The 22,956-nt window shown below is 42.2% G+C and carries 16 protein-coding genes and 2 pseudogenes; 8 read left to right on the plus strand and 10 right to left on the minus strand.

The window, feature by feature from the left end:
• Nucleotides 1-116: 116 nt before the first annotated feature.
• The 6 genes from J5O05_RS00705 (at nucleotide 117) to J5O05_RS00730 (ending at nucleotide 5,843) form a co-directional block, all read left to right on the plus strand.
• Nucleotides 117-926 carry a DUF3025 domain-containing protein gene (locus tag J5O05_RS00705; protein WP_208843164.1) on the plus strand — a complete coding sequence of 270 codons (810 nt, stop codon included), beginning with the start codon at nucleotides 117-119 and terminating at the stop codon, nucleotides 924-926.
• On the plus strand, nucleotides 923-1,708 hold the full coding sequence (locus tag J5O05_RS00710) for an ATP-binding cassette domain-containing protein (RefSeq protein WP_208843165.1): 786 nt from the start codon (nucleotides 923-925) through the stop codon (nucleotides 1,706-1,708). Before J5O05_RS00705 ends, J5O05_RS00710 begins: the two co-directional genes overlap by 4 nt.
• On the plus strand, nucleotides 1,701-2,909 hold the full coding sequence (locus tag J5O05_RS00715) for an ABC transporter permease (RefSeq protein WP_208843166.1): 1,209 nt from the start codon (nucleotides 1,701-1,703) through the stop codon (nucleotides 2,907-2,909). Before J5O05_RS00710 ends, J5O05_RS00715 begins: the two co-directional genes overlap by 8 nt.
• Nucleotides 2,910-3,040: 131 nt before the next feature.
• On the plus strand, nucleotides 3,041-4,633 hold the full coding sequence (locus tag J5O05_RS00720; RefSeq protein WP_208843167.1) for an AbgT family transporter: 1,593 nt from the start codon (nucleotides 3,041-3,043) through the stop codon (nucleotides 4,631-4,633).
• Nucleotides 4,634-4,782: 149 nt separating this feature from the next.
• Nucleotides 4,783-5,391 (plus strand): HAD-IB family hydrolase, encoded by a 609-nt coding sequence (locus tag J5O05_RS00725; RefSeq protein ID WP_208843168.1) that lies wholly within the window; start codon nucleotides 4,783-4,785, stop codon nucleotides 5,389-5,391.
• Between the two features lie 2 nt (nucleotides 5,392-5,393).
• On the plus strand, nucleotides 5,394-5,843 hold the full coding sequence (locus J5O05_RS00730; RefSeq protein WP_244369716.1) for a GNAT family N-acetyltransferase: 450 nt from the start codon (nucleotides 5,394-5,396) through the stop codon (nucleotides 5,841-5,843).
• A 310-nt stretch (nucleotides 5,844-6,153) separates the two neighbouring features.
• Here J5O05_RS00730 and J5O05_RS00735 read toward each other — a convergent pair whose 3' ends face one another.
• From J5O05_RS00735 to tsaA, 6 genes and pseudogenes are all read right to left on the minus strand, one after another.
• Nucleotides 6,154-7,236 carry a tetratricopeptide repeat protein gene (locus J5O05_RS00735; RefSeq protein WP_208843170.1) on the minus strand — a complete coding sequence of 361 codons (1,083 nt, stop codon included), beginning with the start codon at nucleotides 7,234-7,236 and terminating at the stop codon, nucleotides 6,154-6,156.
• Nucleotides 7,237-7,300: 64 nt separating this feature from the next.
• Nucleotides 7,301-8,116, minus strand: a complete 816-nt coding sequence (locus J5O05_RS00740) for a UDP-2,3-diacylglucosamine diphosphatase (protein ID WP_208843171.1) — start codon at nucleotides 8,114-8,116, stop codon at nucleotides 7,301-7,303.
• Between the two features lie 133 nt (nucleotides 8,117-8,249).
• Complete coding sequence (locus J5O05_RS00745) at nucleotides 8,250-9,974, minus strand: proline--tRNA ligase (protein WP_208843172.1); 1,725 nt, start codon at nucleotides 9,972-9,974, stop codon at nucleotides 8,250-8,252.
• Nucleotides 9,975-10,142: 168 nt separating this feature from the next.
• A pseudogene (locus J5O05_RS00750) lies at nucleotides 10,143-11,976 on the minus strand (M28 family metallopeptidase).
• A gap of 60 nt (nucleotides 11,977-12,036) precedes the next feature.
• Nucleotides 12,037-14,232, minus strand: coding sequence for a M4 family metallopeptidase (locus tag J5O05_RS00755; protein ID WP_208843173.1), 2,196 nt, complete (start codon nucleotides 14,230-14,232; stop codon nucleotides 12,037-12,039).
• 214 nt (nucleotides 14,233-14,446) lie between these two features.
• A complete protein-coding gene (gene tsaA / locus J5O05_RS00760; protein ID WP_208843174.1) occupies nucleotides 14,447-15,154 on the minus strand; it encodes a tRNA (N6-threonylcarbamoyladenosine(37)-N6)-methyltransferase TrmO in 708 nt (235 codons plus the stop codon).
• A 297-nt stretch (nucleotides 15,155-15,451) separates the two neighbouring features.
• On the opposite strand from tsaA, the gene J5O05_RS00765 reads away from it, so the two are divergent.
• Nucleotides 15,452-15,766, plus strand: a complete 315-nt coding sequence (locus J5O05_RS00765) for a hypothetical protein (RefSeq protein WP_208843175.1) — start codon at nucleotides 15,452-15,454, stop codon at nucleotides 15,764-15,766.
• 214 nt (nucleotides 15,767-15,980) lie between these two features.
• Here the strand turns inward: J5O05_RS00765 and J5O05_RS00770 are convergent.
• A pseudogene (locus J5O05_RS00770) lies at nucleotides 15,981-18,357 on the minus strand (TonB-dependent receptor).
• A gap of 132 nt (nucleotides 18,358-18,489) precedes the next feature.
• Here J5O05_RS00770 and J5O05_RS00775 point away from each other — a divergent pair.
• The gene (locus J5O05_RS00775; protein ID WP_208843176.1) at nucleotides 18,490-19,005 is read left to right on the plus strand and encodes a YaeQ family protein; all 516 of its coding nucleotides are present in this window, start codon (nucleotides 18,490-18,492) and stop codon (nucleotides 19,003-19,005) included.
• Here the strand turns inward: J5O05_RS00775 and yfaE are convergent.
• The 3 genes from yfaE to nrdA are packed head-to-tail and all read right to left on the minus strand — an operon-like array spanning nucleotide 18,997 to nucleotide 22,738.
• Nucleotides 18,997-19,269 (minus strand): class I ribonucleotide reductase maintenance protein YfaE, encoded by a 273-nt coding sequence (yfaE, locus tag J5O05_RS00780; protein ID WP_208843177.1) that lies wholly within the window; start codon nucleotides 19,267-19,269, stop codon nucleotides 18,997-18,999. The genes J5O05_RS00775 and yfaE overlap by 9 nt on opposite strands.
• Nucleotides 19,269-20,399 (minus strand): class Ia ribonucleoside-diphosphate reductase subunit beta, encoded by a 1,131-nt coding sequence (gene nrdB / locus J5O05_RS00785; RefSeq protein WP_208843178.1) that lies wholly within the window; start codon nucleotides 20,397-20,399, stop codon nucleotides 19,269-19,271. Before nrdB ends, yfaE begins: the two co-directional genes overlap by 1 nt.
• A 53-nt stretch (nucleotides 20,400-20,452) precedes the next feature.
• Nucleotides 20,453-22,738 carry a class 1a ribonucleoside-diphosphate reductase subunit alpha gene (nrdA, locus tag J5O05_RS00790; RefSeq protein ID WP_208843179.1) on the minus strand — a complete coding sequence of 762 codons (2,286 nt, stop codon included), beginning with the start codon at nucleotides 22,736-22,738 and terminating at the stop codon, nucleotides 20,453-20,455.
• Between the last annotated feature and the right edge of the window lie 218 nt (nucleotides 22,739-22,956).

Raw genomic sequence — 22,956 nt, forward strand, 5'->3', positions numbered from 1 at the left:
CATATTTGAAAAAAGATTTCGAGAAACATGCTATGAAACACTTTGTAATAGGTTAGGTTTAGGTTTGTATTTGAATTTAAGGTACAATTTGGCAAAACTTCTCATGCCTTTTTTAGATGAAGCGATTTAACCCAAGTACACAATGGCAACCAGACGTTTTCTTGAATCCAGTCTATGCCACATTAAACGCGCTATTTAATATCGACAAACAGCTTGATTGGCCCAGTTGCGATTGGCTGAATCGTTTTGTTCACGCCACCGTTGGCGGTGGTCAAACGGTAGAATTTGTTGAAAATGCCAAGCTGGCCGATGAAACGCGATATTACGAAGCCATCATATACGAAACGGGACAAGTACCTACTCGAGAAGAGAATTGGCATGATCTTTTTGGTGCATTGATTTGGTGTCTATTTCCCAAAACCAAAGCGTTACTCAACGTACTGCATATGCAAGATATCCAGCAAAGTGGCTTAAAAACCAGAACGCCAATGCGTAATGCGATTACTTTATGGGACGAGTGCGGTGTTCTTGTCGTTACAACAAACCTAAAACGAATTGAACAGTTGCAAAATCATCAATGGCAGGATGTTTTTATCACGCACAGAGAGGAGTGGGGTAAAGAAATCGAAGCAGTGATGTTTGGTCATGCCAATTACGAAATGATGACCGCACCATTTGAAGGACTTACAGGCAAGTTATTACCAGTTATTGTGGACGAAGAGTATTTCTCATTATCAACAAAAGATCGATATGCGTTCCTTGATGAGCAACTCGTTCAGATGATTTCATTTCAACACATTCTAAAAAATAACAAGTCGATGTCGCCGCTACCGCTGTTAGGGATCCCTAGCTGGTGGCATGACAATGAGAATCCAGATTTTTACAGTAATACCGACTATTTTAGGCCGAAAAGGACGCATAAATGATTGAACTTACGCAGTTACAAAAGAAATTTAAACTGCAAGTGAAGAGCAAGCCTGTTGAAGTCAACAAGGATCCTCGCGAACGCGACGGTTTTTTCCACTCGGTGGAAGCTGTTTCGTTTAATTGTGCTGAAGGTGAAGTGTTGGGGTTGCTTGGCCCAAATGGTGCGGGAAAAACGACAACCCTAAGAATGCTTTCTACCGCACTGACGCCGGATGCTGGCGACATTATTATCGATGGAAAGAGTATCGTAAAAGACCCGATTTTAGGGCGTCGAATGATCGGCTTTTTATCAGGCAGTACGGGTCTCTACGGGCGACTTACCGCAAAAGAAAACATCACTTACTTTGCCAAGTTGCACGGTATCAAAGGACAAGCGTTAAAAGACAGATTAGAAAGTCTCTTTGATTTGCTCGAAATGCATAGCTTTTTAGATAAACGTGCAGACACACTTTCAACGGGTATGAAGCAAAAAACCAACATTGCTCGAGCCGTTGTGCACAGTCCTAAAATTGTCGTGTTAGACGAACCGACAACGGGCTTGGATATTATGACGAAGCAGACCGTACTTAGTTTTATTGAGGGACTTAAGCGTGAAGGAACGCCTGTGATATTTTCAACACATCATCTCGATGAAGTCGCGATGTTGTGTGACCGTGTACATGTTATCGATAAAGGCAGAAGTTGTTTTGATGGTTCAGTCTTATCGTTTAAAACGCACAGCGAAGACGGTGAAATGAATAGGGCGTTTTTGAACATTGTGGGAGCATCACAGCATGTTTGAGATCTATAAAAAAGAACTGCTCGAATTACTACGCGATAAAAAAACACTGTTTTTTGTTATTGCTTTACCCCTTTTGATTTTCCCGCTCATCATGGGCTTTATGGCGTTTTTAAGTTCTCAAGCAGCGATGAGTGCCGAGCAAAAGGTACACCAATTTGCCATTGTAAATCCAGAATTTGCCCCGACCTTTTCTGAGCGCCTTTTTTATCACAAGAGTTTTAAACAGGCCAAAACACAGGGCGAATATACCAGTGTTGAAGATCTCGTTGAAGCAGTTAAAACCAATCAAATTGATGTCGGTATTTTTATCAGTGCTGACCCAACGCAAGCAATGACGGAAGGTAAGCAAACGTCTTGGTCGATTGTTTTTAACGACGCTAAGGCGATTAGCTTTATTTACTCTCGAATTGAAGACCTGCAAAAGAAATTCTCAGATGAGTTAGTTGGTAACGCATTGGAAAAAGCGGGTATCGAAAAACGCGTTCATCAAGCCGTCTTACACCCAATCCAATTAAAGAAAGTGGATACGGCAGATAAACGGGAAAACTTAGGCGAAAAACTTGGTGGTATCATTCCATATCTGTTAATTCCTTTGATTTTGGCGGGGGCAATCTATCCTGCGATAGACATGGGGGCGGGTGAAAAGGAGCGAGGAACACTCGAAACCTTGTTGCTAACGCCGGTTTCTCGTACACAACTGGTGCTTGGTAAGTTTTTTACGCTACTCACAACCTCCGTTTCAAGTGCAATAATTACAGTGTTATCACTCAGTTTGTGGGTGGGGATAGCAATTAGTTTTATCGAAATTGGCGTCGTGAAAAATGCGTTTGCGAGTGTCGGCTTTAAAGAGTTTGCGTTAATTTTTATGTTGTTACTTCCAGTCGCGGCAATTTTGTCCTCACTGGTACTTGCCATCTCAATTTACGCGAGAACCTTTAAAGAAGCCCAAAACTACATGGATTCACTTAATCTGCTGGTGATATTGCCAATGATGGCGTCGGTGATGCCGAACATGCAGTTGAATAGCACAACGGCACTTATTCCAATCACTAACGTCTCTCTAGCCATTAAAGACATCATTAAAGGGACTATAGATGTTGGTTCAATGTGGCTTATTTTTGCTTCAACAGCCGTACTTGGTGGCGTGTTATTGGTTTGCTGTGTGCGCTGGTTTAGCCGCGAAAGTGTGCTATTTAGATAGTTTTGAAATGTAGACAAAATCGGTTTGATTTTGTCTACTCATCTTTGATAATTGTAGTCCCATCTAATCTAAAAGACGCGTTGTTCCCATAATGTTAGATTTGCGGCTTTGTTGATATTTTGGGGCTAATTATGGGCCAGACCTCTCATTCCGCTTCTTATTCTAATGAACCTAAAGGGCTATTTAATCGCTTTTTAGCAACAGTCGAATACTTAGGTAATTTACTTCCTCATCCAATTACATTGTTTGCTCTGTTCGCCCTCGGCATCGTGATCATCAGTGGCATTGCCGATTGGGTAGGGCTAAGCGCTATTGACCCAAGACCCGAAGGCGCAAGGGGTCGAGACCCAGACGGTGTTATTGAAGTTGTAAGCTTACTCAGCGCCGAAGGACTACAAAAAATTGTAACAGGGCTTGTTACCAATTTTACCGGTTTTGCTCCTCTTGGCACGGTGTTAGTTGCGTTGCTTGGCGTCAGTGTTGCCGAGCATTCAGGCTTATTATCGGCTGCGATGAGAGGTATGGTGGTTGGTGCATCAAACCGTCTAGTCACCTTTATGATTGTTTTAGCGGCGATATTGTCAAATACGGCTTCTGAACTTGGTTACGTAGTACTTATTCCACTTGCAGCAATGATTTTCCATAGTCTGGGACGCCATCCCTTGGCGGGTCTTGCCGCAGCGTTTGCTGGGGTTTCTGGTGGTTACAGTGCGAATTTATTGTTGGGTACTATTGACCCATTGCTTGCAGGAATTACAACGCCTGCGGCACAAATGATAGACCCGAGTTATGAAGTTGGGCCTGAAGCAAACTGGTATTTTATGATGATTTCTGTTTTCCTAATTGCAGCGCTTGGCACGTGGGTAACGGAAAAAATTGTTGAACCAAGACTTGGTAAGTACCACGAAAATGATGCAGGTCCCGATCTACCTCCTAATAACATTGAACAGTTATCAGTAACTGAAAAACGTGGCCTAAAAAGTGCTGGTTTGGCGTTACTTGTGGTGTGCGCGCTCCTTGCGTTAACAATTGTGCCTGACGAGGGCATATTACGTCATCCGACCACGGGTGAAGTCGCGGACTCACCGTTTTTAAAAGGAATCGTGGTATTTATTTTTGTTTCTTTTGCTGTACCAGGCTTTGTCTATGGCCGCGTTGTAGGCACGGTAAAAAATGACAAAGACGTAATCAATGCAATGAGCAAAAGTATGAGTTCAATGGGAATGTATATTGTACTTGTGTTCTTTGCTGCGCAATTCGTCGCTTTTTTTAAATGGACTAATCTCGGCACTATCATGGCTATCAATGGTGCAGAGCTTTTACATGCTTTACACCTAACTGGTCCAGAAGTCTTTGTGCTATTCATCTTTATGTGTGCGGTAGTGAATTTGAGTTTAGGCTCGTCCTCTGCGCAATGGGCAGTGACTGCGCCGATTTTTGTACCCATGTTGATGCTAATCGGTTACGCACCAGAAACAATTCAAGCGGCTTATCGAATCGGCGATTCGGTAACGAATTTAATCACGCCAATGATGAGTTACTTTGGCTTAATACTCGCTGTGGCGACTAAATACAAAAAAGACATGGGAATTGGTACATTGGTCGCAATGATGCTGCCCTACAGTATGATCTTTTTGGTGGGTTGGGTTACGTTATTTTATGTCTGGGTATTCGGTTTTGGTTTACCGGTCGGACCCAACTCGCCAATCTACTACACACCGTAACTGAATTTAATTGGCGAACCGATAAAAGCACAAAGTGGCCTTTGTGCTTTTATGTAGTCAATACTTTCTAGCCGACGTTTTCTTTTATGCCTATCTTTTCTTCGGTATGATGGAATAAGCCGATTTTCAAAACAATAACAAGGCTTCAGGTGGACTTAGCGCTCTTTGATTTTGATGGAACAATTACCGACACGGAAATGTACACGCCGTTTGTTAAACACACTACGTCGTTATCGAGACGCGTAATGACCAGCCCCATATTGATACCCGCGTTGGTGCTCTATAAATTGAAGCTGTTACCTGCAAGGAAAATGCGACCCCTCGTGAGTTTTTTAGCCTTTGTCGGTAAACGCCGAAATAAAATAGAAAATGACGGACAATACTTTGTAAAGTCGGTCATCAGCAAACATTTGCGAGAAATAGCGCTTGAGCGAATCAAGTGGCATCAGGCAAGGGGGGACAGAGTTGTTGTTGTGTCAGCGTCTTTAGATGCATATTTAACTCCTTGGAGTCGAACTTTAGGCGTTGAGCTTTTGTGTAGCGAGCTATCAGGAGCAAACCGATTATCTGGCTTGTATCGCCACGGTGATGTTAGCTGTGAAACCAAGGCGTTACTTGTACAAGGCCTCTGTGATTTATCCGCTTATCATTCAATTTATGCCTATGGAGATACAGACGAGGATAGCGCACTTCTAACGCTCGCAACGCACCAATATTTAAACTGGGAACTGGTAAACGAATCGTTTAATAAGGAATGATTTTGGTAACTCTCACTGACAAAAACAATAGAAATGATGTAGATATTGAAATATCACACGTCGCACCGAGCGCAAGTCAATTTATACAACTTCGAGAATCTATAGGTTGGAACAATTTGGATTCGTTGGATGAGATTGAACAGAGCATTCAATCTAGTCTGTTTTGGATAACCATTGTTAGGGGTAAAGAATTAGTCGCCTGTGGGCGTGTTATCGGCGATGGTTACATGTATTTCTATCTTCAAGACATCATAGTGCATCCAAAGTGTCAGGGTCTGGGGTTTGGTCAAATGGTGATGAATGGCATCGAACAATGGCTCTTAACCAAAGCAAAGAAAGGCGCGACGATAGGTCTCCTCGCAGCAAAAGGAAAAGAAGATTTCTATGCACGCTTTGAATATTTGAAGCGAGATGGAAGTGCGCTAGGCCTTGGTATGTGCAAGTTCATTTAGCGAACTTTAAGATTTTGATTACTCGTTGATATCTATCGTAAGCGATAGTGAAAGGATTATTCTACTCATCGTTATTTATTTAATTGCAAGTTGAGTTAATCCGATTCGGGGGTTTGCAATAGAAACTTGATCTGGTTTATATGATGAAGAGGTGTATATAAAGCCTTTAGACAAGCCACATAACGAACTCGATGTGGGAAGCAAAATTTTGTGTCTGTGTCCGAATCTCTATTAATGTTTAATAGGGTACGTAAAAGTAAGCTAACTTAGATTGTCTGATACATGTTGAATTAACTTATCTTGGAAGTTTTCAATCAGTTGGCGAATGTTGATATTCAGCAATCAGGGTTTTCCATTTACAATCTTGGACCTCTTTAAACCAAGGAGAATTAAAAGATTGAGGTGTTCTCGCTGGTGGCTTTTCAACATCAATACCGAGTTTCGACGCTAAATTTTCGTACACTAGTTTTCGGATTTTATCGTCTTCGAGTTGCGAGTAAGCAACCTTTAATCGATGTTCAATGCTGGGTGTGAGGTATTTTCCTTCTAATTGATCAAAACGTGTTTTTAACCAAAAAAGTAGTGCTTTCTTAGAGTCGTTGGGAAAGGCGGTAGTGAGATTTGAAGTCGGTTCGTACAGTCGCTCAAAATTGATGATTTGTTCTTGCAAAATAAACGCAAACAGTAGGTTTATTCCAGCAGAAATGATGCCAGAGCGTTTATCGACAGATTGATATTTTTCTAACGAAATTCGAAAGTGTTGCTCAGCATTTTTAATTCGGCCTAGGTCGAGATCAATTGCGCCCAAATTATTGTGGATCATTGCAAAAAGGCTTGTTTGCTCATTTTGTTCAGCCAAACTCAATAGTCTACTATAGAGATCCTGTGCTTTTTCATATTCATTGAGTTGGCGTGAAACTAACGCTAAGCTGTTTGTCAGTGTGAAGCGTTGTTTATCTGTGTGGGCGAGTTCATATGCACATTCCAAACTCACCTGTGAATCTTCCAAATATCTATTGCGCCGCAGCCAAATACCTAAACCACTTAATACGGCGGTAGCATTATCAATAAAAAAAGGCTCATCAGAATGACTGAAGAGAGCATCGAGAGAATTGAGCATGTTGTCTAGCTGATTTGTGGGTACATAGGCACGCAGTGCGATAATATGCAAACGCACAAAGAGTGCGGGTGGAAGTGATTCGATGTTAGGCACTTGGCCTAGTAGTTTTAGTGTATAGGAAGGATCAACCGTTAAATAATCTTGTGCCTCATCGAGTACTTTTTGGGTAGGGGCATGCTCAACCGACGAATACGTGATCGGAGATAAAAATAAGGCTGAAACGGCTAAGACTATTTTTAACACCGACACGCGCTCAATAAGGATGATTATCAATAACTATAGTAAGTCCCTTCGAATATTCAACGTAAAGACAACAAAACTTAAAGCCTGAACAAGCTTATGCTGCTTGATAGGTTTTTGATTTTTCTGATTCTTTAGCCTTGGACTTGCGAATTTGTAGTACTTTTTTAACGTCTGACCAATGCAACAATGCAAGTTGACCACCTGTATGTTCAACCAATGCGGTGCAGTTCTCAATCCAGTCACCATCGTTGCAATACATCACGCCGTCTATCATTCGCATATTGGGCTGGTGAATATGACCGCATACGATCCCATCCATCCCTTGTCGTTTTGCTTCACGAGCTGCGGCATGTTCAAACGCCTCGATAGCGGATTTTGCTTTGTGGACACGATTCTTAATCCAAGAAGCAAGCGACCAGTAACGTCCACCAAAAGGCCTGCGAAGTCGATTACTCCAACGATTTAAAAACAGCAAGAAGTCATAGCCTTGGTCACCAAGCCAGCTGACTAATCGGTTATACCGCGTGACTGAATCAAAGTCGTCGCCATGCACAAGCAAGTAGCGTTTACCTTGCTGAGTTGTGTGCACACAAGAGCGCAGTACTTCCACACCCATTAAAAACTGGCCAACGTATTTTCTAAACGTTTCATCATGGTTGCCAGGGATATAGACGACACGGGTGCCTTGAAGCACCTTTTGTTGGATAGCCTCAAGCACGGCGTAATGACTTTTATGCCAATAAAATTGGCGCTTTAAGGACCACAAATCGACAATGTCGCCAACCAAATACAACGTATCGCATTGTGTACTATTTAAAAAGTCGAGCAAGAAGTCAGCTTTACAATCTTTAGAGCCAAGATGAATGTCAGAGAGCCAGATAGTAGGGTAGTAGCGTTTTTTGTCGGACATTGCCAGTGTCTCCAGTGTAATAATGACAACCTTACTGAGATTACATGACAGAAAAGATACAAATTGCTGAAGATAAAATGACAAAAGGCAGCGGTTGCTGCCTTTTAATTAGATTGTACAAAAACGATTCTACTTAGCCTTTAATCGCTTTAGTAATTGTTGCGACCGCTTCTTCGATAGAAAGCAACGTAGCTTCACCTGTGCGACGGTTCTTAAGTTCAACTTCGTTATTGTCTAAGTTACGCTCACCGATGACTAATGTGTAAGGGATGCCAATGAGTTCCATGTCATTAAACATAACACCTGGACGTTCTTTACGATCATCAAATAATACATCAACGCCATTGGCTTGAAGTGCGGTGTATAGTTCTTCTGCAACACCTGGAATACGGTGAGATTTGTGCATGTTCATTGGCACAATCGCAAGCTCAAATGGCGCAATCGCAGTTGGCCAAATAATACCGAACTTATCGTTATTTTGCTCAATTGCTGCTGCAACAATGCGCGATACGCCAACGCCATAACAGCCCATTGTCATGGTTTGGTTTTTACCATTTTCACCTAGTACAGCTGCTTTCATCGCTTCTGAGTACTTAGAACCTAATTGGAATATATGACCAACTTCAATACCACGTTTGATTTGAAGAGTGCCTTGACCACATGGACTTGGATCACCTTCAACCACATTACGTAAGTCAACAACCTCGTGTCCTGTTACGTCTCTATCCCAGTTGATGCCGCGGTAATGTTCACCATCTTTATTAGCACCAGCAACAAAATCAGCAAGAACCGCAGCCGAGCGGTCAACTAGTACAGGAATTGTAAGGCCCACAGGACCGATAGAACCTGGACGTGCACCAATGGCAGCAACGATGTCTTCTTCTTTCGCCATTTCAAGTGGAGCAAAGACAAGAGAGTGCTTGTCTGCTTTGAGCTCGTTTAATTCATGGTCGCCACGTAGTACAAGCGCGACTAAACCACGATTACCCGCTTCGTCAGCTTTTCCATAAACGATGAGTGTTTTAACACTGCTCGTTGCCGGAATATTATGCTGCTCTGCCAAATCGGCAATTGTTTTTGCATTTGGTGTAGCAAACGTTTCAAGTGCTTGTGAAGGTGCAGGGCGCTCAACATTTGGTGCTAATGCTTCTGCTTTTTCAATGTTTGCTGCATAGTCACTTGCGTCACTAAATGCGATTGCATCTTCGCCTGATTCCGCAAGTACATGGAATTCGTGAGATACGCTACCACCGATAGAGCCTGTGTCTGCAATTACTGGGCGATAATCTAAACCTAAACGGTCGAAAATGTTGCAATAAGCCGTATGCATGCGTTGATACGTTTGCGCTAAACACTCGTCACTTAGGTGGAATGAGTAGGCATCTTTCATTAAGAATTCACGAGAACGCATTACACCAAAACGTGGACGAACTTCATCACGTACTTTTGTTTGTACTTGATATAAGTTAAGTGGAAGTTGCTTGTAACTGCTAATTTCACGACGTACCAGATCTGTAATTACTTCCTCGTGTGTTGGACCTAATGCAAATGGTCTATCGTGACGGTCTTTAATACGTAATAGTTCTGGACCGAATTGTTCCCAACGACCAGATTCTTGCCAAAGATCAGCGGGTTGCATAACGGGCATAAGCACTTCAATCGCGCCAGCTTTGTTCATTTCATCACGAACAATGGCTTCCACTTTACGAAGCACCTTTAATCCACTTGGCAACCAAGTATAAAGACCTGATGCAAGTTTGCGGATCATCCCAGCGCGCAACATCAACTGATGGCTAATTACCTCAGCGTCTGAAGGCGTTTCTTTCAACGTCGCTAAAATATATTGACTAGTACGCATTTTCTTTCCGTTTTTTTATTCGAATTGCAGCTTTAAATAGAGCCGTAGTTTAGCAGCGAGACGCACAGTACAAAAGCACTTGTTAACGATATTAACGGGTTTTTTCTGCGTGATTTGAGAAAAAGGCCAAATCGTCGTTTCTATGTGCAATTTGGCCTTGAAAGGGAGTTAGTTTGCAGTAATCGTCAAAGTAACATCCGTGGCATTTTGATAACCTTGTAGTCCGATGTACCAAGTACCAGCACCTGGATTGTTGAAGCTACATGTTTCTTCGTTGCCATTTTTATATGGACGGCAATCGTAGTTAGAAGTTGTAACATCTGAGCCGAATTTTACGTAAAGGTCTGCATCGCCCGAACCGCCACTAATAGCAACATTCAAATTACTATAGCCAGCACCGAGATTTACTTGACGTTTTACCCAAGCGTTGCGGGCAACCGCAATACCATTTTCGACATCGTTAATTGGCGTTGGATCTGTTGGCGATGTGCCTGAGTATTGACCCATCAAGCTGACACCTTGCACTTCATTCCATGCTTCAACCATTACGTGATAAGTCCCTGTTTGTACCGGGCTTAATGAACATGTTTCGTTGCTCGTCGAGGTTGTGCTCTTACAATCAAAATCTTGTAAAGTAGGCTTCGCACCGAATTTAACATAGAGATCCGCATCACCCGTGCCACCAGTCGTCGTAAACTTTAAGTTACTCGAGCCAGCAGGAACATCCATTGTATAGAACAGTTGTTCTTTTGCTGAACCTGAAATGCCTGTTTTCGCAACTCCATTTTCTAACTTATTGTTTGGCTCAGGGATCACATCGCCAGCGTTTTTAGCTAATTCTCCAAGGAATGCAACAGCCAACCTAGCAAATTTTTCTGCGTGCGATGAGTCAAAGCCTGTATCACCTGTTGTATGAATGCTGTGATTTATGTCATTCATGCGTGACTCAAACGGCATCGATGCAGGGTAGCCTTGCTGATACCATGAGGCGTGATCTGAACAGCCATATCCGCATTGGTCATAACCATAAGTCACATCAGGTAGATAGGTTTCAATTAGTTGCTGAAGGAATTGGTTTTGTGCAGAGTTGGTGTAGTCAGTCATCATCACGATGTCTTGTGTTGATGTACCGTGAGCACCAGTCATGTCAAACTGAGTGACACCGACAACATTTTTACCAGCAGCTTTGTAGCTATCCGCAATCGCTTTTGAACCTCGAAGACCGACTTCTTCCGCTGCATATCCAATAATTTGAATGGTACGTTGAGGTTTGAAATTGGTGTCTACAATGGCTTGTAGCGCTTCAGTGATAACAGAGATACCCGACGCATTATCATCAGCACCAGGTGCTCGGCCTGTCGATGGAACTCGATTGGTTTATTGAGTCCAAGTGACCACCGATAATGACAATCTCGTCAGATTTTTCTGCGCCTTGTATGGTCACAATCACAGAAGATTGTCCCCAGCTGTGTGAAAATTCACTGACGGAAATATCGCTGCGGCTCGATGCGATTTGCTGCCATTTTGACTTCACCCAATTTGACGCATCAATACCGGTTTGTTGTGTGTAATAACGGTTGTGAAATGCCGCTAAAGAATTGACCGTATTGTCCAAAGAAGACGTATCGATAGTAGCAATCATCGCATTGACTTTAGCTGCATTATCAATCGTATAGGTTGCCATCAATTGATTTGAAGCCGCATTTTGCAATTGAGCTAAATACGCCTCAGCTTCATCAAGAGAATCATGACGTACAAACCCACCACAACGGTGGTAATTCGTGTGCATAAATTCACTCAGTGAATGTGCGCCATTTGGGTTTACTTTCATAAAACCAATGCCTTTGGACGATTCTACGAGAGTTGATGATTTGCCTTGAATATTTTGTTGAAGTTGGAATTGTTTGCCAGCGTTAGCATCCGTAGTTATCCAAAATTCAGGTTCGCTTGCATTCGCACCAAACGCAACAGCACAAGCAAGTACAATAGGTAGTTTTTTCATGATTTCTTTTCCCTAGAAGTGAAAAGGGAGCCTTAGGCTCCCTTTATTTCTGCAACTAAATTAGTTTGCTTTGATGCTTAGATTTACACCTGATGCGCTAGAGTAGCCGCGTAGGTCGATGTACCAAGTACCAGCTTGTGGGTTAGAGAATGTACACGTCTCAGCGTTGCCATTTTTGTATGGACGGCAAAGGAAAGATGACGTTGTTGACTCTGAACCGAAGTTTACGTAAAGGTCTGCGTCGCCTGAACCACCTGAGATTTCAACTGTTAGGTTGTTGTAACCTGCAGCCAAATCTTGAGTAAAGTGAGTCCATGCATTACGAGCTACACTTACGTTTGTTTCTGTGCGGTCGATTGGGTCATTACCCGTACTTGTTCCAGAATAAGAACCAGTTAATGTCACGCCAGAAATTTGGTTCCAAGCTTCAACCATAACGTAATAAGTACCAGCTTGTACGTTAGAGATTGAACACGATTCTGTCGCTGTAGACGATGTGCTGTTACAGTCGTACGTGTCTAGTGACGGACGAGCACCAAACTTAACGTAAAGGTCAGCATCACCAGAGCCACCCGTTGTATCGAACTTAAGGTTCGATGCGCCAGCAGGTACTTCTAGTTTAAAGAACAATTGTTCTTTAGCTGCACCATTGATACCTGTGCGAGGAACACCATTTGTGATAACTTCGTCGTTGTTTGGTGGCGGAGGTGTACCACACGAACTACCAGAGCTATTGCTAGATGTAACGCCTACCGCAGCAAGTGCTGTTTGTACATCTGTCGTGCTGTAACCAAGGTCACAAGCTGCATCCATTACACCATTACCTGCAAGATCCCAGTTTGTGCTTGCTGTCCAGTAGAGTTGGTTAGCGCGAGCCATAACTTGGAATGCTTTTTTCGTATCCCAACCAGATGTTTTTGCCAGTAGGTAGAATGCTTTGTTGAACACGCCTGAGCTGTGGTGAACGTCGATACCGCTGTAGTAATCATTTTGGTGACCAATTGAACGACCGTCTTTTGTTGGGTCATCCATATAACGTAGTGCACCGTTGCTCTTGAAGATTTCTTGACCTACTAACCAGTCGTTCGTGCCTTTCATGAAGAACTCAGCTGCTTCACCTGCCATATCTGAGAATGCTTCATTAAGACCACCTGATTTACCACTGTAAACTAAGCCTGAGTTTTGCTCTGTGAAACCATGGCTAACTTCGTGTGCAGAAACATCAAGACTTACGAGAGGGTAGAATGTTGATGCGCCGTCACCGAAGTGCATTGCACTACCATCCCAGAATGCGTTTTCATAGTTGTTGCTATAGTGAACGCGCATTTGTAATTGGAATGATAATGGTGCAGCACCAACGTATGCATCATACATGTTGTATACAACGTTACCGAAGTAATGAGCATCGTTTAGTGGAGAATATGCCCCGTTGATTTGTTTTACTGTGTTTTCTGGGCAAGTAAAGCTGTGTGCAGTTGTGCCGCTTGTGCCGTGGTTAAGGTTAACTGTTTTAACGTTAGCCGTTTCCATTTTACACGTGCTACCTGATTGCACTACATCTAAGTAACCGTAATCCGTACCATAATTATATTGGCCTGTTTTTTGGTTTCCACCAGGGCCTGTCGCATTAGCGTGTTGAAGATTATCAAATTGCTGTAATACTTCACCGTTGATTGCGTCAACTAAGATATATGGACGTGAAGGCTCATCACCGTAAGTTACATAAGTAATTTCCCATACTAAGCGCGCTTTTGAATCGTTGTCTAACCAAATTGCTAGACGCTCTGAACGATTTTCAACTGCTAACTCACTTACTTCGCCTTTCGCTTGAACGCTCGCAACACCTTTAGCAATGCTGAACGCTTTGTTTGCTTTGATAGAAGGAGTTACAGACGTAAGGTCTTGATGGATTTTGTAAATAGCCGCACCGTGAGCGCGAGCCAAGTTACCTTTGTCACCAAACGTTAAACTTACTGTGTCGCCAATTACCGGTATGCCCATGAAGAACTGTTGGTAACGTTTGGTGATTTTGCCATCGTTGTGACCAAATGATTTTAGTTCGACAAGGTCATCAAACGCAGAAAGGCCAATGATGTTTTTAGCTTTGCCATTGCCGTTGCCCATTACAGACACGCCAGTTGCACTTAGAGAACTAAGCACTTTTTCTTTATTTAGATACTTCTTTTCAGCGGCGTGCGCAGTTGAAACTGCAGCTAAGCCGACAAGTGTTGCCAATGCTATTTTAGAGATTTTCATCTAGGTAAACTCCATAATTATTATTACGTTTTTCCGTATCCAGAAAAACGGAGAGAGCGTACGTATTAGGTACGCTCTCTAGCCTAGAATAAAAATTAAAAAAATAAACATCTAAATTACAAATAATTCACAAACGATACATATCGTTGAAATATATTAAGTTTATATGTAAATGATATGTTATTGATGTTTATTTGTACAAATTGCTTTACATTTAAGCGATTTTTTTAACCTCTAACACTGTGTTTATATTTTCTTCCACTCGCCACTTGATGTTGTATTCATCAAGTGACATCCCGTAATGCTGTGTCGGTTCTCGATTGGCTTTGTATGCAGGGCGAGGATCTTGAAGTAAAACTTGTTCTATAAAACGTTGAAATTGTTCGCCATTTTTAATTTTTCTGAGATCTTCAACTGCTTCAGATGAAAACACTACGGTCATGTCTGTTTGAGGTCTAGTATCCGCAAAGCCAGCACTGGCATTTTCTAGTGAATCTGAATAAGGCAAATATGGCTTGATATCGAGTACTGGTGTGCCATCTAAAAGGTCTATACCCGACAAGATCAGTGCGAGCTTACCATTTTTATATTCTACTGATTCCAATTTAACGGCACTCATACCTATCCCATTCGGTCGAAACGTTGCGCGCGTTGCGAAAACACCTTTTTTCTCGTTGCCACCTAGTCTTGGAGGGCGGACGAGGGCTGAAAAGCCCTTATCAACCGTTTCGTGGAAACGAAAAATAACCCAGAGATGGCTAAATTCGTTAATACCACGTACAAATTCTTCTCTTGAAAACTCTGGACAAAATTCTAATCGCGCTTTTGCGTCCGGGACTAATCTAGGCTGGCGTGGTATTGCAAATTTTTGCTTATATGGAGAGCGAATATAGCCGATTGGGGATAATTGGTAAGTTTCCATGAGCTTTGCTGCTGAGTAATAAGTAAGGCTGGAGATTTTACCTTCCTGATACTGAACATCAAGTGTAATGCCTTGTAATGTGAATTGGATTTACGCTTGTATATTATCTGCTTCACGATTTTTGTATAAAGTCACCGGATATGGACACGTTAAAACAACGACAAAAAGAAAATCAACGCGTTGTTCCTGCAAGTGAAGAGCCAATTGGCTTTCGCGCACATTTTTACAAGGAGTATCTCTCATCTCGAGAGGCGCTTAGTATTGCTTTTGCTAAAACTTCAAAAGAGTGTGAAAAACATGACGCTCGAGTTTGAACGGCAAATTGCCAATGTATGTAGCCGTGTTGCGAACCGTCAGGGAGAGCACATTCGAATTAAGCTACGTGAAGCTCTTTGGAACAATCGAGCAAGTTTGCAAGCCACGCTTGCTCAAATGGCTTCGGGTGAATTAGGCGCAAGGCATTTTGAGTCAGCAATTACGCGCGAAAAAAATAAACTACTAGAGCTGTTGTCTAAAGATAACTCGCTTTCAGAAAAACAAATATCAATGTTAGTCACTACGTTACTTTTCGAACTAGCGAAAGAAAAGTTAGAGGATACTGCGAGTAGCTAACTTAACTAATTAATTCCTGCTTAAAAGTTAGCAAGGACGCAACTTTATTTCGATTCAAAGGCCACTTTAGTGGCCTTTTTTCGTTATATGAGTTTTCGCTTGGTACTTGCAACGTAACGGGTCTACTAGGCAAATAAATGTAAAAAAGCCACCTCAAACATTGAGGTGGCTTTTTATTTAGACAAGCCGGAAAAGCTACTCGATGTAGTTTCCTTTAAAAATAACCACGTAAACCGACTTTAAAGTTACGGCCTGGCAATGGTGCTTTGTCCTTGATGAACGACGAGTGCACAAAACCGAGACTCATCGGTAATATTGTCGACGTTAAAGTAGGCGACAAAATCGCTGTTCAACGCGTTGAAATCGTACTGGATACTCGCGTCAAAAAGTGTGTAGCTTGCTGTTTTCGTTTCGTAGCTCGCGATATTATTTTGAGTCATATAATGCGTGCCTGTGACATTAAACGACAAGCCATTGTTTACGTATTCGTAGTTTAGGCCGACCTTATTGCTTGGAATACGAGGCAAATATTCGTCGGTTTTTAATTTGGCAACTAGAGAATCCGCAAAGAGTTTCACGCGATTGCTTGAGTCAAAACGGTAATGAGCATCGAGCTCCGCACCATAAAGTTTCGCATCACTACTCTCAAATTTGAACACGCGCATTGCATCTTCATGGTCGTGATCATTTAGCTCAAGTCCATGATCGGCTGAATAAATATAGTCAGTCGCTGTTTGGTAATAGTAGTTTTCAATGTCGTTGTAATACACGTTAAAAGTATAACCAAAGTTACCTTCAAAGCGTCGGAAGCTTACATCTAAATTGTTCGCAATTTCTTTCTGAATGTTTTCTGGTTCGAAATGAGTTTCGCCATCTTCTAAGTGATAGCCCAAACCTAACTCATACGTGCCAGTTGCTACGTGTACACCATTTGAAAGTAGTTCTGCCGTCAGTGGCGCTCGTTCAGATCGAGAGAGGTTTATCGCAACATTATGGCCTTCTTTGTACTGATATACGCCGCCAATTGAAGCACTGACGTTCGTTTTATCTAACGTATAAGCTATTGTATCGGCGTCCGATTCTTCAATTGCCTCATCTGTATGGTCATGATCGTGATGCGTCGTGTTTACATCACTTTCTAGTTTGTACTTCTCAACACGTGCCCCAAGCTCAAGTGTCAGTAAGCCGAATTGCTTCTCTTCTAGTAAATAAAACGCATGGTTCGTTGTTTTAGTTGCAGGCGTGAACGCTTCTTCACCAATTGCGGCATAGTCACTGTTTGAGAAATGGTAACCGAATGTACCGTGCCAATCTAAAATACGATGTTCAAAGTTTGCACGAAGTTCCGATGACTTGTTTTTAAACGTTGTGCCAATCGCACCATCTTCGATTTCGCTGTGCTGATATTGCGTGTAACCGGCACGAACTTGAATCGCCTCTAGCCAAGAATCATGCATCGCATAGTTAAGTAAACCTTGCCATCTTTCTTGGTCAACCCGTGCAAAAACGGGCATTTCTTCTTCATGTTCAGCCGCGTCTTCACTTTCACCTTCGTGCTCATGTTCATGATGATGGTGAGAATGGGCTGGAATACCGTAGTCGGTATCGATCCTTCCGTAAGAAAGACCTAACGTTAAATGGTCTGCAATATAGCTAGTACCAAAGTTAAACTGTTGACTATCGATAAAGGTATTTTCAACGGATTCAAACGTTTCGACATCTCCATCGTGTTCGTCGATTACGTCAAATTTTGGTGTCTTGTAATCTTCACCTTTGCGTTTCACACCATCGAAGTGGAAGTTGAAGTTGTTTGCACCAGCTTCAGCTAGAAGAGATAGCGTATCCGTACTCGAAACGCTGTCATGGCTTGAGTCAAACGCACCAGAAAACTCTTCAATCTGATCCATTGGAATACGATTGTCGACAACGTTCACAACGCCACCAATAGCACCCGAACCATACAACAGTGTTGCAGGACCTCTTAACACTTCGATTTGCGTTGCAGAAAGTGAATCGTTGGTATTGGCATGGTCCGGACCCACGCGAGATGCATCGCTACTGTCTAGACCATTTTGTGTGATTTTTACTCGAGGGCCATCTAAACCGCGAATAATGGGGCTTGACGAGACTGGACCGAAGTAACTCGCGTCAATACCTGGTTGGCCTTTTAACGTTTCGCCTAGAGTTGGTTTTGATTTTGTTTTGAGTTCATCACCAGATAACACGGAAACTGGCGACGCCATTTCCATATTGTTTTTATGTAGAGCAGATGCAAAGACAACGATGCTTTCAACAGAGGAAGGTTTAAGAGTTACGTTGACAAAGTCAGATTCACTTTTTACATCTTGTCGCGCATCTAGGTAGTTGTCTTTACTAACATGAAGTTGGCTATCTGCATCGATATTAATCGAAAAGTTACCATTTGCATCGGTAAACACAGCGTTGCTTTTCCCATGTAAATGAATTTTGGCATTGCTGATAGGATGTTGATTGGTATCAACGACTTTACCTTTTACAACCGCGGCTGCTGCAGCTTGTGACAAGAATACGCTTGCAATTGAAAATGCAAGGACGGACGGACGAGTTTTCATTAATCTACCACCTAACTTCTAATTGATGTGTGATAATATAACACCACAAAATCGGTAGTTCAATGATGTTATACTATAACTTTTCAATTGCAGCTTACTTTAATGAATCTATAGTTAAAGTAGGAGAGTGTAATGAACCCATTTGTTTGCAAAGCGCGAATTAACATTGCGGATCTGTTCCACCATGTTAATCATCTTGAATCCTTCACCACCGCAGTGGGTCGGCGTGAATCGCTCACTCATTTTGTCTTAAAATTGGTAGGGTATTGTGCTCTTTCTTATTTACCGCATACGCACTGGAAAAAGGATGAATTTAAGCCCATGCCGGATGTATGGCTTGAAAATGAGGTTGGTGATGTATTGGTTGGGGTGTTTTGCGACAATTTGGAATTGAGCGAAATGATAAAATACGCCAAGGTCTACGATAAGGTTGTCATGTTACAGGTAAAAGAAGCAGTACACATTGATTTGGCGTCATTACAGCATGTGCATAATCTAAGTATATTTTTGTTAGATGCTGAATTTATTGAAAGGTTGTCTGAAAGTATTACGCAAAGTTTGCATTGGGATGTGGTTATTGATAATGGTTTGATTGCAGTGAGTAATAAAAGTGATTACTTCGAATCTCAAATCTACAAGCTAAAATAGTTCAATCTCAATATCAGTGATCGGTTGGCTGCAACAGGTCAGAACTTCTCCCTCTCGAACAAACGCCAGAGGTTCTTCATTATAGATGACCTGTCCTTTAATCAGCTTCACTCTGCACGCACCGCAAAACCCCTCTCGACATTGGTAAGGTGCATCTATTTTGGCGGATTCTAACGTCACAAGCAGGGAAGGTGAATGAGCCGCATGTTGCAGCGGCTCATTATGATTAGTCAATGTGACAACAGGAATAGATTTTTCAACCATTACAGGTCGAAATCACCAAAGTCAGAAGCATCTACTTCCGCGTCAATTTGACCAACAAGGTATGAACTAATTTCAGCTTCTTGTGGAGCAACCTGAACGTTATCAGAGACGAGCCAAGCATTAATCCATGGAATCGGGTTGCTCTTATTTGCAAATTGCGTTGGCAAGCCTACTGCGGCCATGCGTACATTCGTAATGTACTCAACGTATTGGCACAAAATATCTTTGTTCAAACCAATCATTGAGCCATCTTTGAATAGGTATTCCGCCCATTCTTTCTCTTGCTGCGCTGCTTCAACGAACATCGCAATTGCTTGCTCTTTGCACTGGGCAGCGACGATTGCCATTTCAGGGTCGTCTTTACCTTCTTGCATGATATTAAGCATGTGCTGTGTACCAGACAAATGTAACGCCTCATCACGCGCGATTAGCTTAATGATTTTTGCGTTACCTTCCATCAATTCACGTTCAGCAAACGCAAACGAACACGCGAAACTAACATAGAAACGAATTGCTTCGAGAATGTTGACGGACATGACACATAGATAAAGCAGTTTCTTCAATTCAAACAAATTGATATGAACGGTTTCGCCATTGATAGTGTGTTTACCTTCACCATATTGGTTGTAGATAGCCACTTTCTCTATTAGCTCATCGTAGTGTTTTGTCACCGCATTTGCGCGTTGTGAAATACGGTCATTTGTCACGATGTCATCAAAGACAAGCTCAGGATTTTGAGTCACGTTACGAATAATGTGCGTGTACGAACGGCTATGAATGGTTTCACTGAACGCCCATGTTTCAATCCACGTTTCTAATTCTGGAAGCGAAACAATAGGAAGAAACGCGACATTCGGCGAACGACCTTGAACACTATCTAACAGAGTTTGATACTTAAGGTTACTTAAGAAAATGTGCTTCTCGTGCTCAGGAAGTGCTTGGAAATCGATACGGTCTTTACTAACGTCCACTTCTTCTGGTCGCCAGAAAAACGATAACTGCTTCTCGATAAGCTTTTCAAAAATAGGAAACTTTTGCTGGTCGTAACGAGAAACGTTAACCGACTGACCAAAAAACATTGGTTCTTTTAACTGATCATTATGCGTTCTGCTAAAAGTTGAATAAGACATAAAAAACCACTCAATACCAGAAAAAGCGGGCCTTAGACCCGCTATAATTATTATTAGATTTTACACGCTCCGCCTTCACAGCCATCGTCTTCCACTTGAGGTTTCAATTCCTCTTGAGAATCCGATGCGCCATCACGCGTATTGTGGTAATACAATGTTTTCACACCTAGTTTGTATGCTGTTAAAAGATCTTTCAACAACAACTTCATTGGTACTTTACCACCATCAAACTTGTTTGGATCATAATTGGTGTTTGCAGAAATCGTTTGGTCGATAAATTTTTGCATAATACCAACAAGTTGTAGGTAACCATCGTTAGATGGAATATCCCAAAGAAGTTCATAGCTGTCTTTTAGACGATCATATTCTGGTACAACTTGCTTCAAGATGCCGTCTTTACTTGCTTTTACACTAATGTGACCACGTGGTGGTTCAATACCGTTAGTTGCGTTCGAAATCTGAGAAGATGTTTCAGAAGGCATAAGCGCTGACAGCGTTGAGTTACGCATACCGTACTTCACGATGTTTTCACGTAGTGAATCCCAGTCTAAATGCAATGGCTCAGAACACACTGAATCTAAGTCTTTCTTGTACGTATCGATTGGCATGATGCCTTTTGAATACGTCGTTTCGTTAAACTTAGGACATGCGCCTTTTTCTTTTGCAAGTTCATTTGAAGCCTTCATCAGATAATATTGAATCGCTTCGAATGTTCTATGCGTCAAACCGTTTGCGCTGCCGTCAGAATACTTCACACCGTTCTTTGCAAGGTAATAGGCGAAGTTGATAACACCGATACCAAGCGTACGGCGGCCCATTGTTGCGTTGAAGGCAGCAGGGACAGGGTAGTCTTGATAATCAAGCAAGTTATCAAGTGCACGAACTGCAAGCTCAGCGAGTTCTTCTAACTCGTCAAGAGATTGAATCGCACCCAAGTTGAACGCCGATAGCGTACACAATGCAATTTCACCTTCTGGGTCATTTACATTGTTCAACGGTTTAGTTGGTAACGCGATTTCTAAACATAAATTAGATTGACGAATAGGCGCAACCGCTGGGTCAAACGGACTGTGTGTATTACAGTGGTCAACGTTTTGCAAGTAGATACGGCCTGTACTAGCACGCTCTTGAGCAAACATTGAGAATAGTTCAATTGCTTTAATGCGCTTTTTACGGATCGACTCGTCTTGTTCATACTTAACGTACAATTCTTCAAACTTAGCTTGGTCTTGGAAGAATGAGTCATAGAGTCCAGGCACGTCAGATGGGCTGAACAGAGTAATATACTCATCTTTAATCAAGCGAGAGTACATTAGTTTGTTAAACTGAACACCATAATCCAAATGACGTACGCGGTTTTCTTCAACACCACGGTTGTTCTTTAATACGAGTAAGTTTTCAACTTCCAAGTGCCATAATGGGTAGAATAGGGTAGCAGCACCACCGCGAACGCCACCTTGAGAACAGCTCTTAACCGCGGTTTGGAAGTGTTTGTAAAATGGAATACAGCCAGTATGGTAAGCCTCGCCATTGCGAATTGGGCTACCAAGAGCACGAATGCGACCGGCATTAATACCAATCCCTGCACGCTGTGAAACGTATTTAACTATTGCAGATGATGTTGCATTGATTGAATCAAGGCTATCGTCACATTCAATGAGAACACACGAGCTAAATTGACGTGTTGGTGTACGCACACCAGCCATAATAGGCGTAGGTAACGAAATTTTGAATGTCGATACCGCATCATAAAAACGGCGGATATAGTCTAAGCGCGACTCTTTATCATAGCCCGAGAACAAACTCGCAGACACAAGCATATAAAGGAATTGAGCGCTTTCATAGATTTGGCCAGTCACTCGGTTTTGAACTAGGTATTTACCTTCTAGTTGTTTTACCGCGGCGTAGCTGAAATTAAGATCGCGACTATGATCAAGGAAGCCTTCAAGCTGTTCAATCTCTTCTTTTGTATAGTCTACCAATAAATGGCGATCGTAACGGTTATCTTCGACCATCGTAACGATGTGATCGTATAAACGTGGTGGTTCGAATTGACCATAGGCTTTCTTGCGTAAGTGGAATACAGCAAGACGCGCAGCAAGATACTGATAATCCGGAGTTTCTTTTGAGATTAAGTCAGCAGCGGCTTTGATGATTGTTTCATGGATGTCTTCTGTGCGAATGCCATCATAAAACTGGATGTGCGATTTAAGCTCTACTTGTGAAACAGAGACGTTGTCTAATCCCTCTGCTGCCCATTCTATAACGCGATGGATCTTATCAAGATCCAACGGCTCTTTGCGGCCGTTTCTTTTAGTGACTGATAGCTGTTGGTTCATAGTTGTGCCTGTATCCCTTAGGAATGACTGTGTTTTTATGATTTGCGCACGGGGCTAAAATTTGTTTAGCATTTCACCACTATATATGGTGCTCCACAAACCGAGGATCACAAGATAGAGTGGTTGATCTTTTTTTGCAAGGGACAGATCCGGCCACGATTGTGGATAACATTGGGATAATCCATTTTCGTTAGTGCTCACTAACCTTTGAACTTTAG

Source organism: Pseudoalteromonas xiamenensis (assembly GCF_017638925.1).
Taxonomy (GTDB): domain Bacteria; phylum Pseudomonadota; class Gammaproteobacteria; order Enterobacterales; family Alteromonadaceae; genus Pseudoalteromonas; species Pseudoalteromonas xiamenensis.

Coding starts and splice junctions, on each gene's coding strand:
- J5O05_RS00720 (WP_208843167.1), top strand. CDS start 3,041: ATGGGCCAGACCTCTCATTCCGCTTCTTATTCTAATGAACCTAAAGGG.
- J5O05_RS00775 (WP_208843176.1), top strand. CDS start 18,490: ATGAACCCATTTGTTTGCAAAGCGCGAATTAACATTGCGGATCTGTTC.
- J5O05_RS00755 (WP_208843173.1), bottom strand. CDS start 14,232: ATGAAAATCTCTAAAATAGCATTGGCAACACTTGTCGGCTTAGCTGCA.
- J5O05_RS00765 (WP_208843175.1), top strand. CDS start 15,452: ATGACGCTCGAGTTTGAACGGCAAATTGCCAATGTATGTAGCCGTGTT.
- J5O05_RS00710 (WP_208843165.1), top strand. CDS start 923: ATGATTGAACTTACGCAGTTACAAAAGAAATTTAAACTGCAAGTGAAG.
- J5O05_RS00705 (WP_208843164.1), top strand. CDS start 117: ATGAAGCGATTTAACCCAAGTACACAATGGCAACCAGACGTTTTCTTG.
- tsaA (WP_208843174.1), bottom strand. CDS start 15,154: ATGGAAACTTACCAATTATCCCCAATCGGCTATATTCGCTCTCCATAT.
- nrdB (WP_208843178.1), bottom strand. CDS start 20,399: ATGTCTTATTCAACTTTTAGCAGAACGCATAATGATCAGTTAAAAGAA.
- J5O05_RS00715 (WP_208843166.1), top strand. CDS start 1,701: ATGTTTGAGATCTATAAAAAAGAACTGCTCGAATTACTACGCGATAAA.
- yfaE (WP_208843177.1), bottom strand. CDS start 19,269: ATGGTTGAAAAATCTATTCCTGTTGTCACATTGACTAATCATAATGAG.
- J5O05_RS00740 (WP_208843171.1), bottom strand. CDS start 8,116: ATGTCCGACAAAAAACGCTACTACCCTACTATCTGGCTCTCTGACATT.
- nrdA (WP_208843179.1), bottom strand. CDS start 22,738: ATGAACCAACAGCTATCAGTCACTAAAAGAAACGGCCGCAAAGAGCCG.
- J5O05_RS00745 (WP_208843172.1), bottom strand. CDS start 9,974: ATGCGTACTAGTCAATATATTTTAGCGACGTTGAAAGAAACGCCTTCA.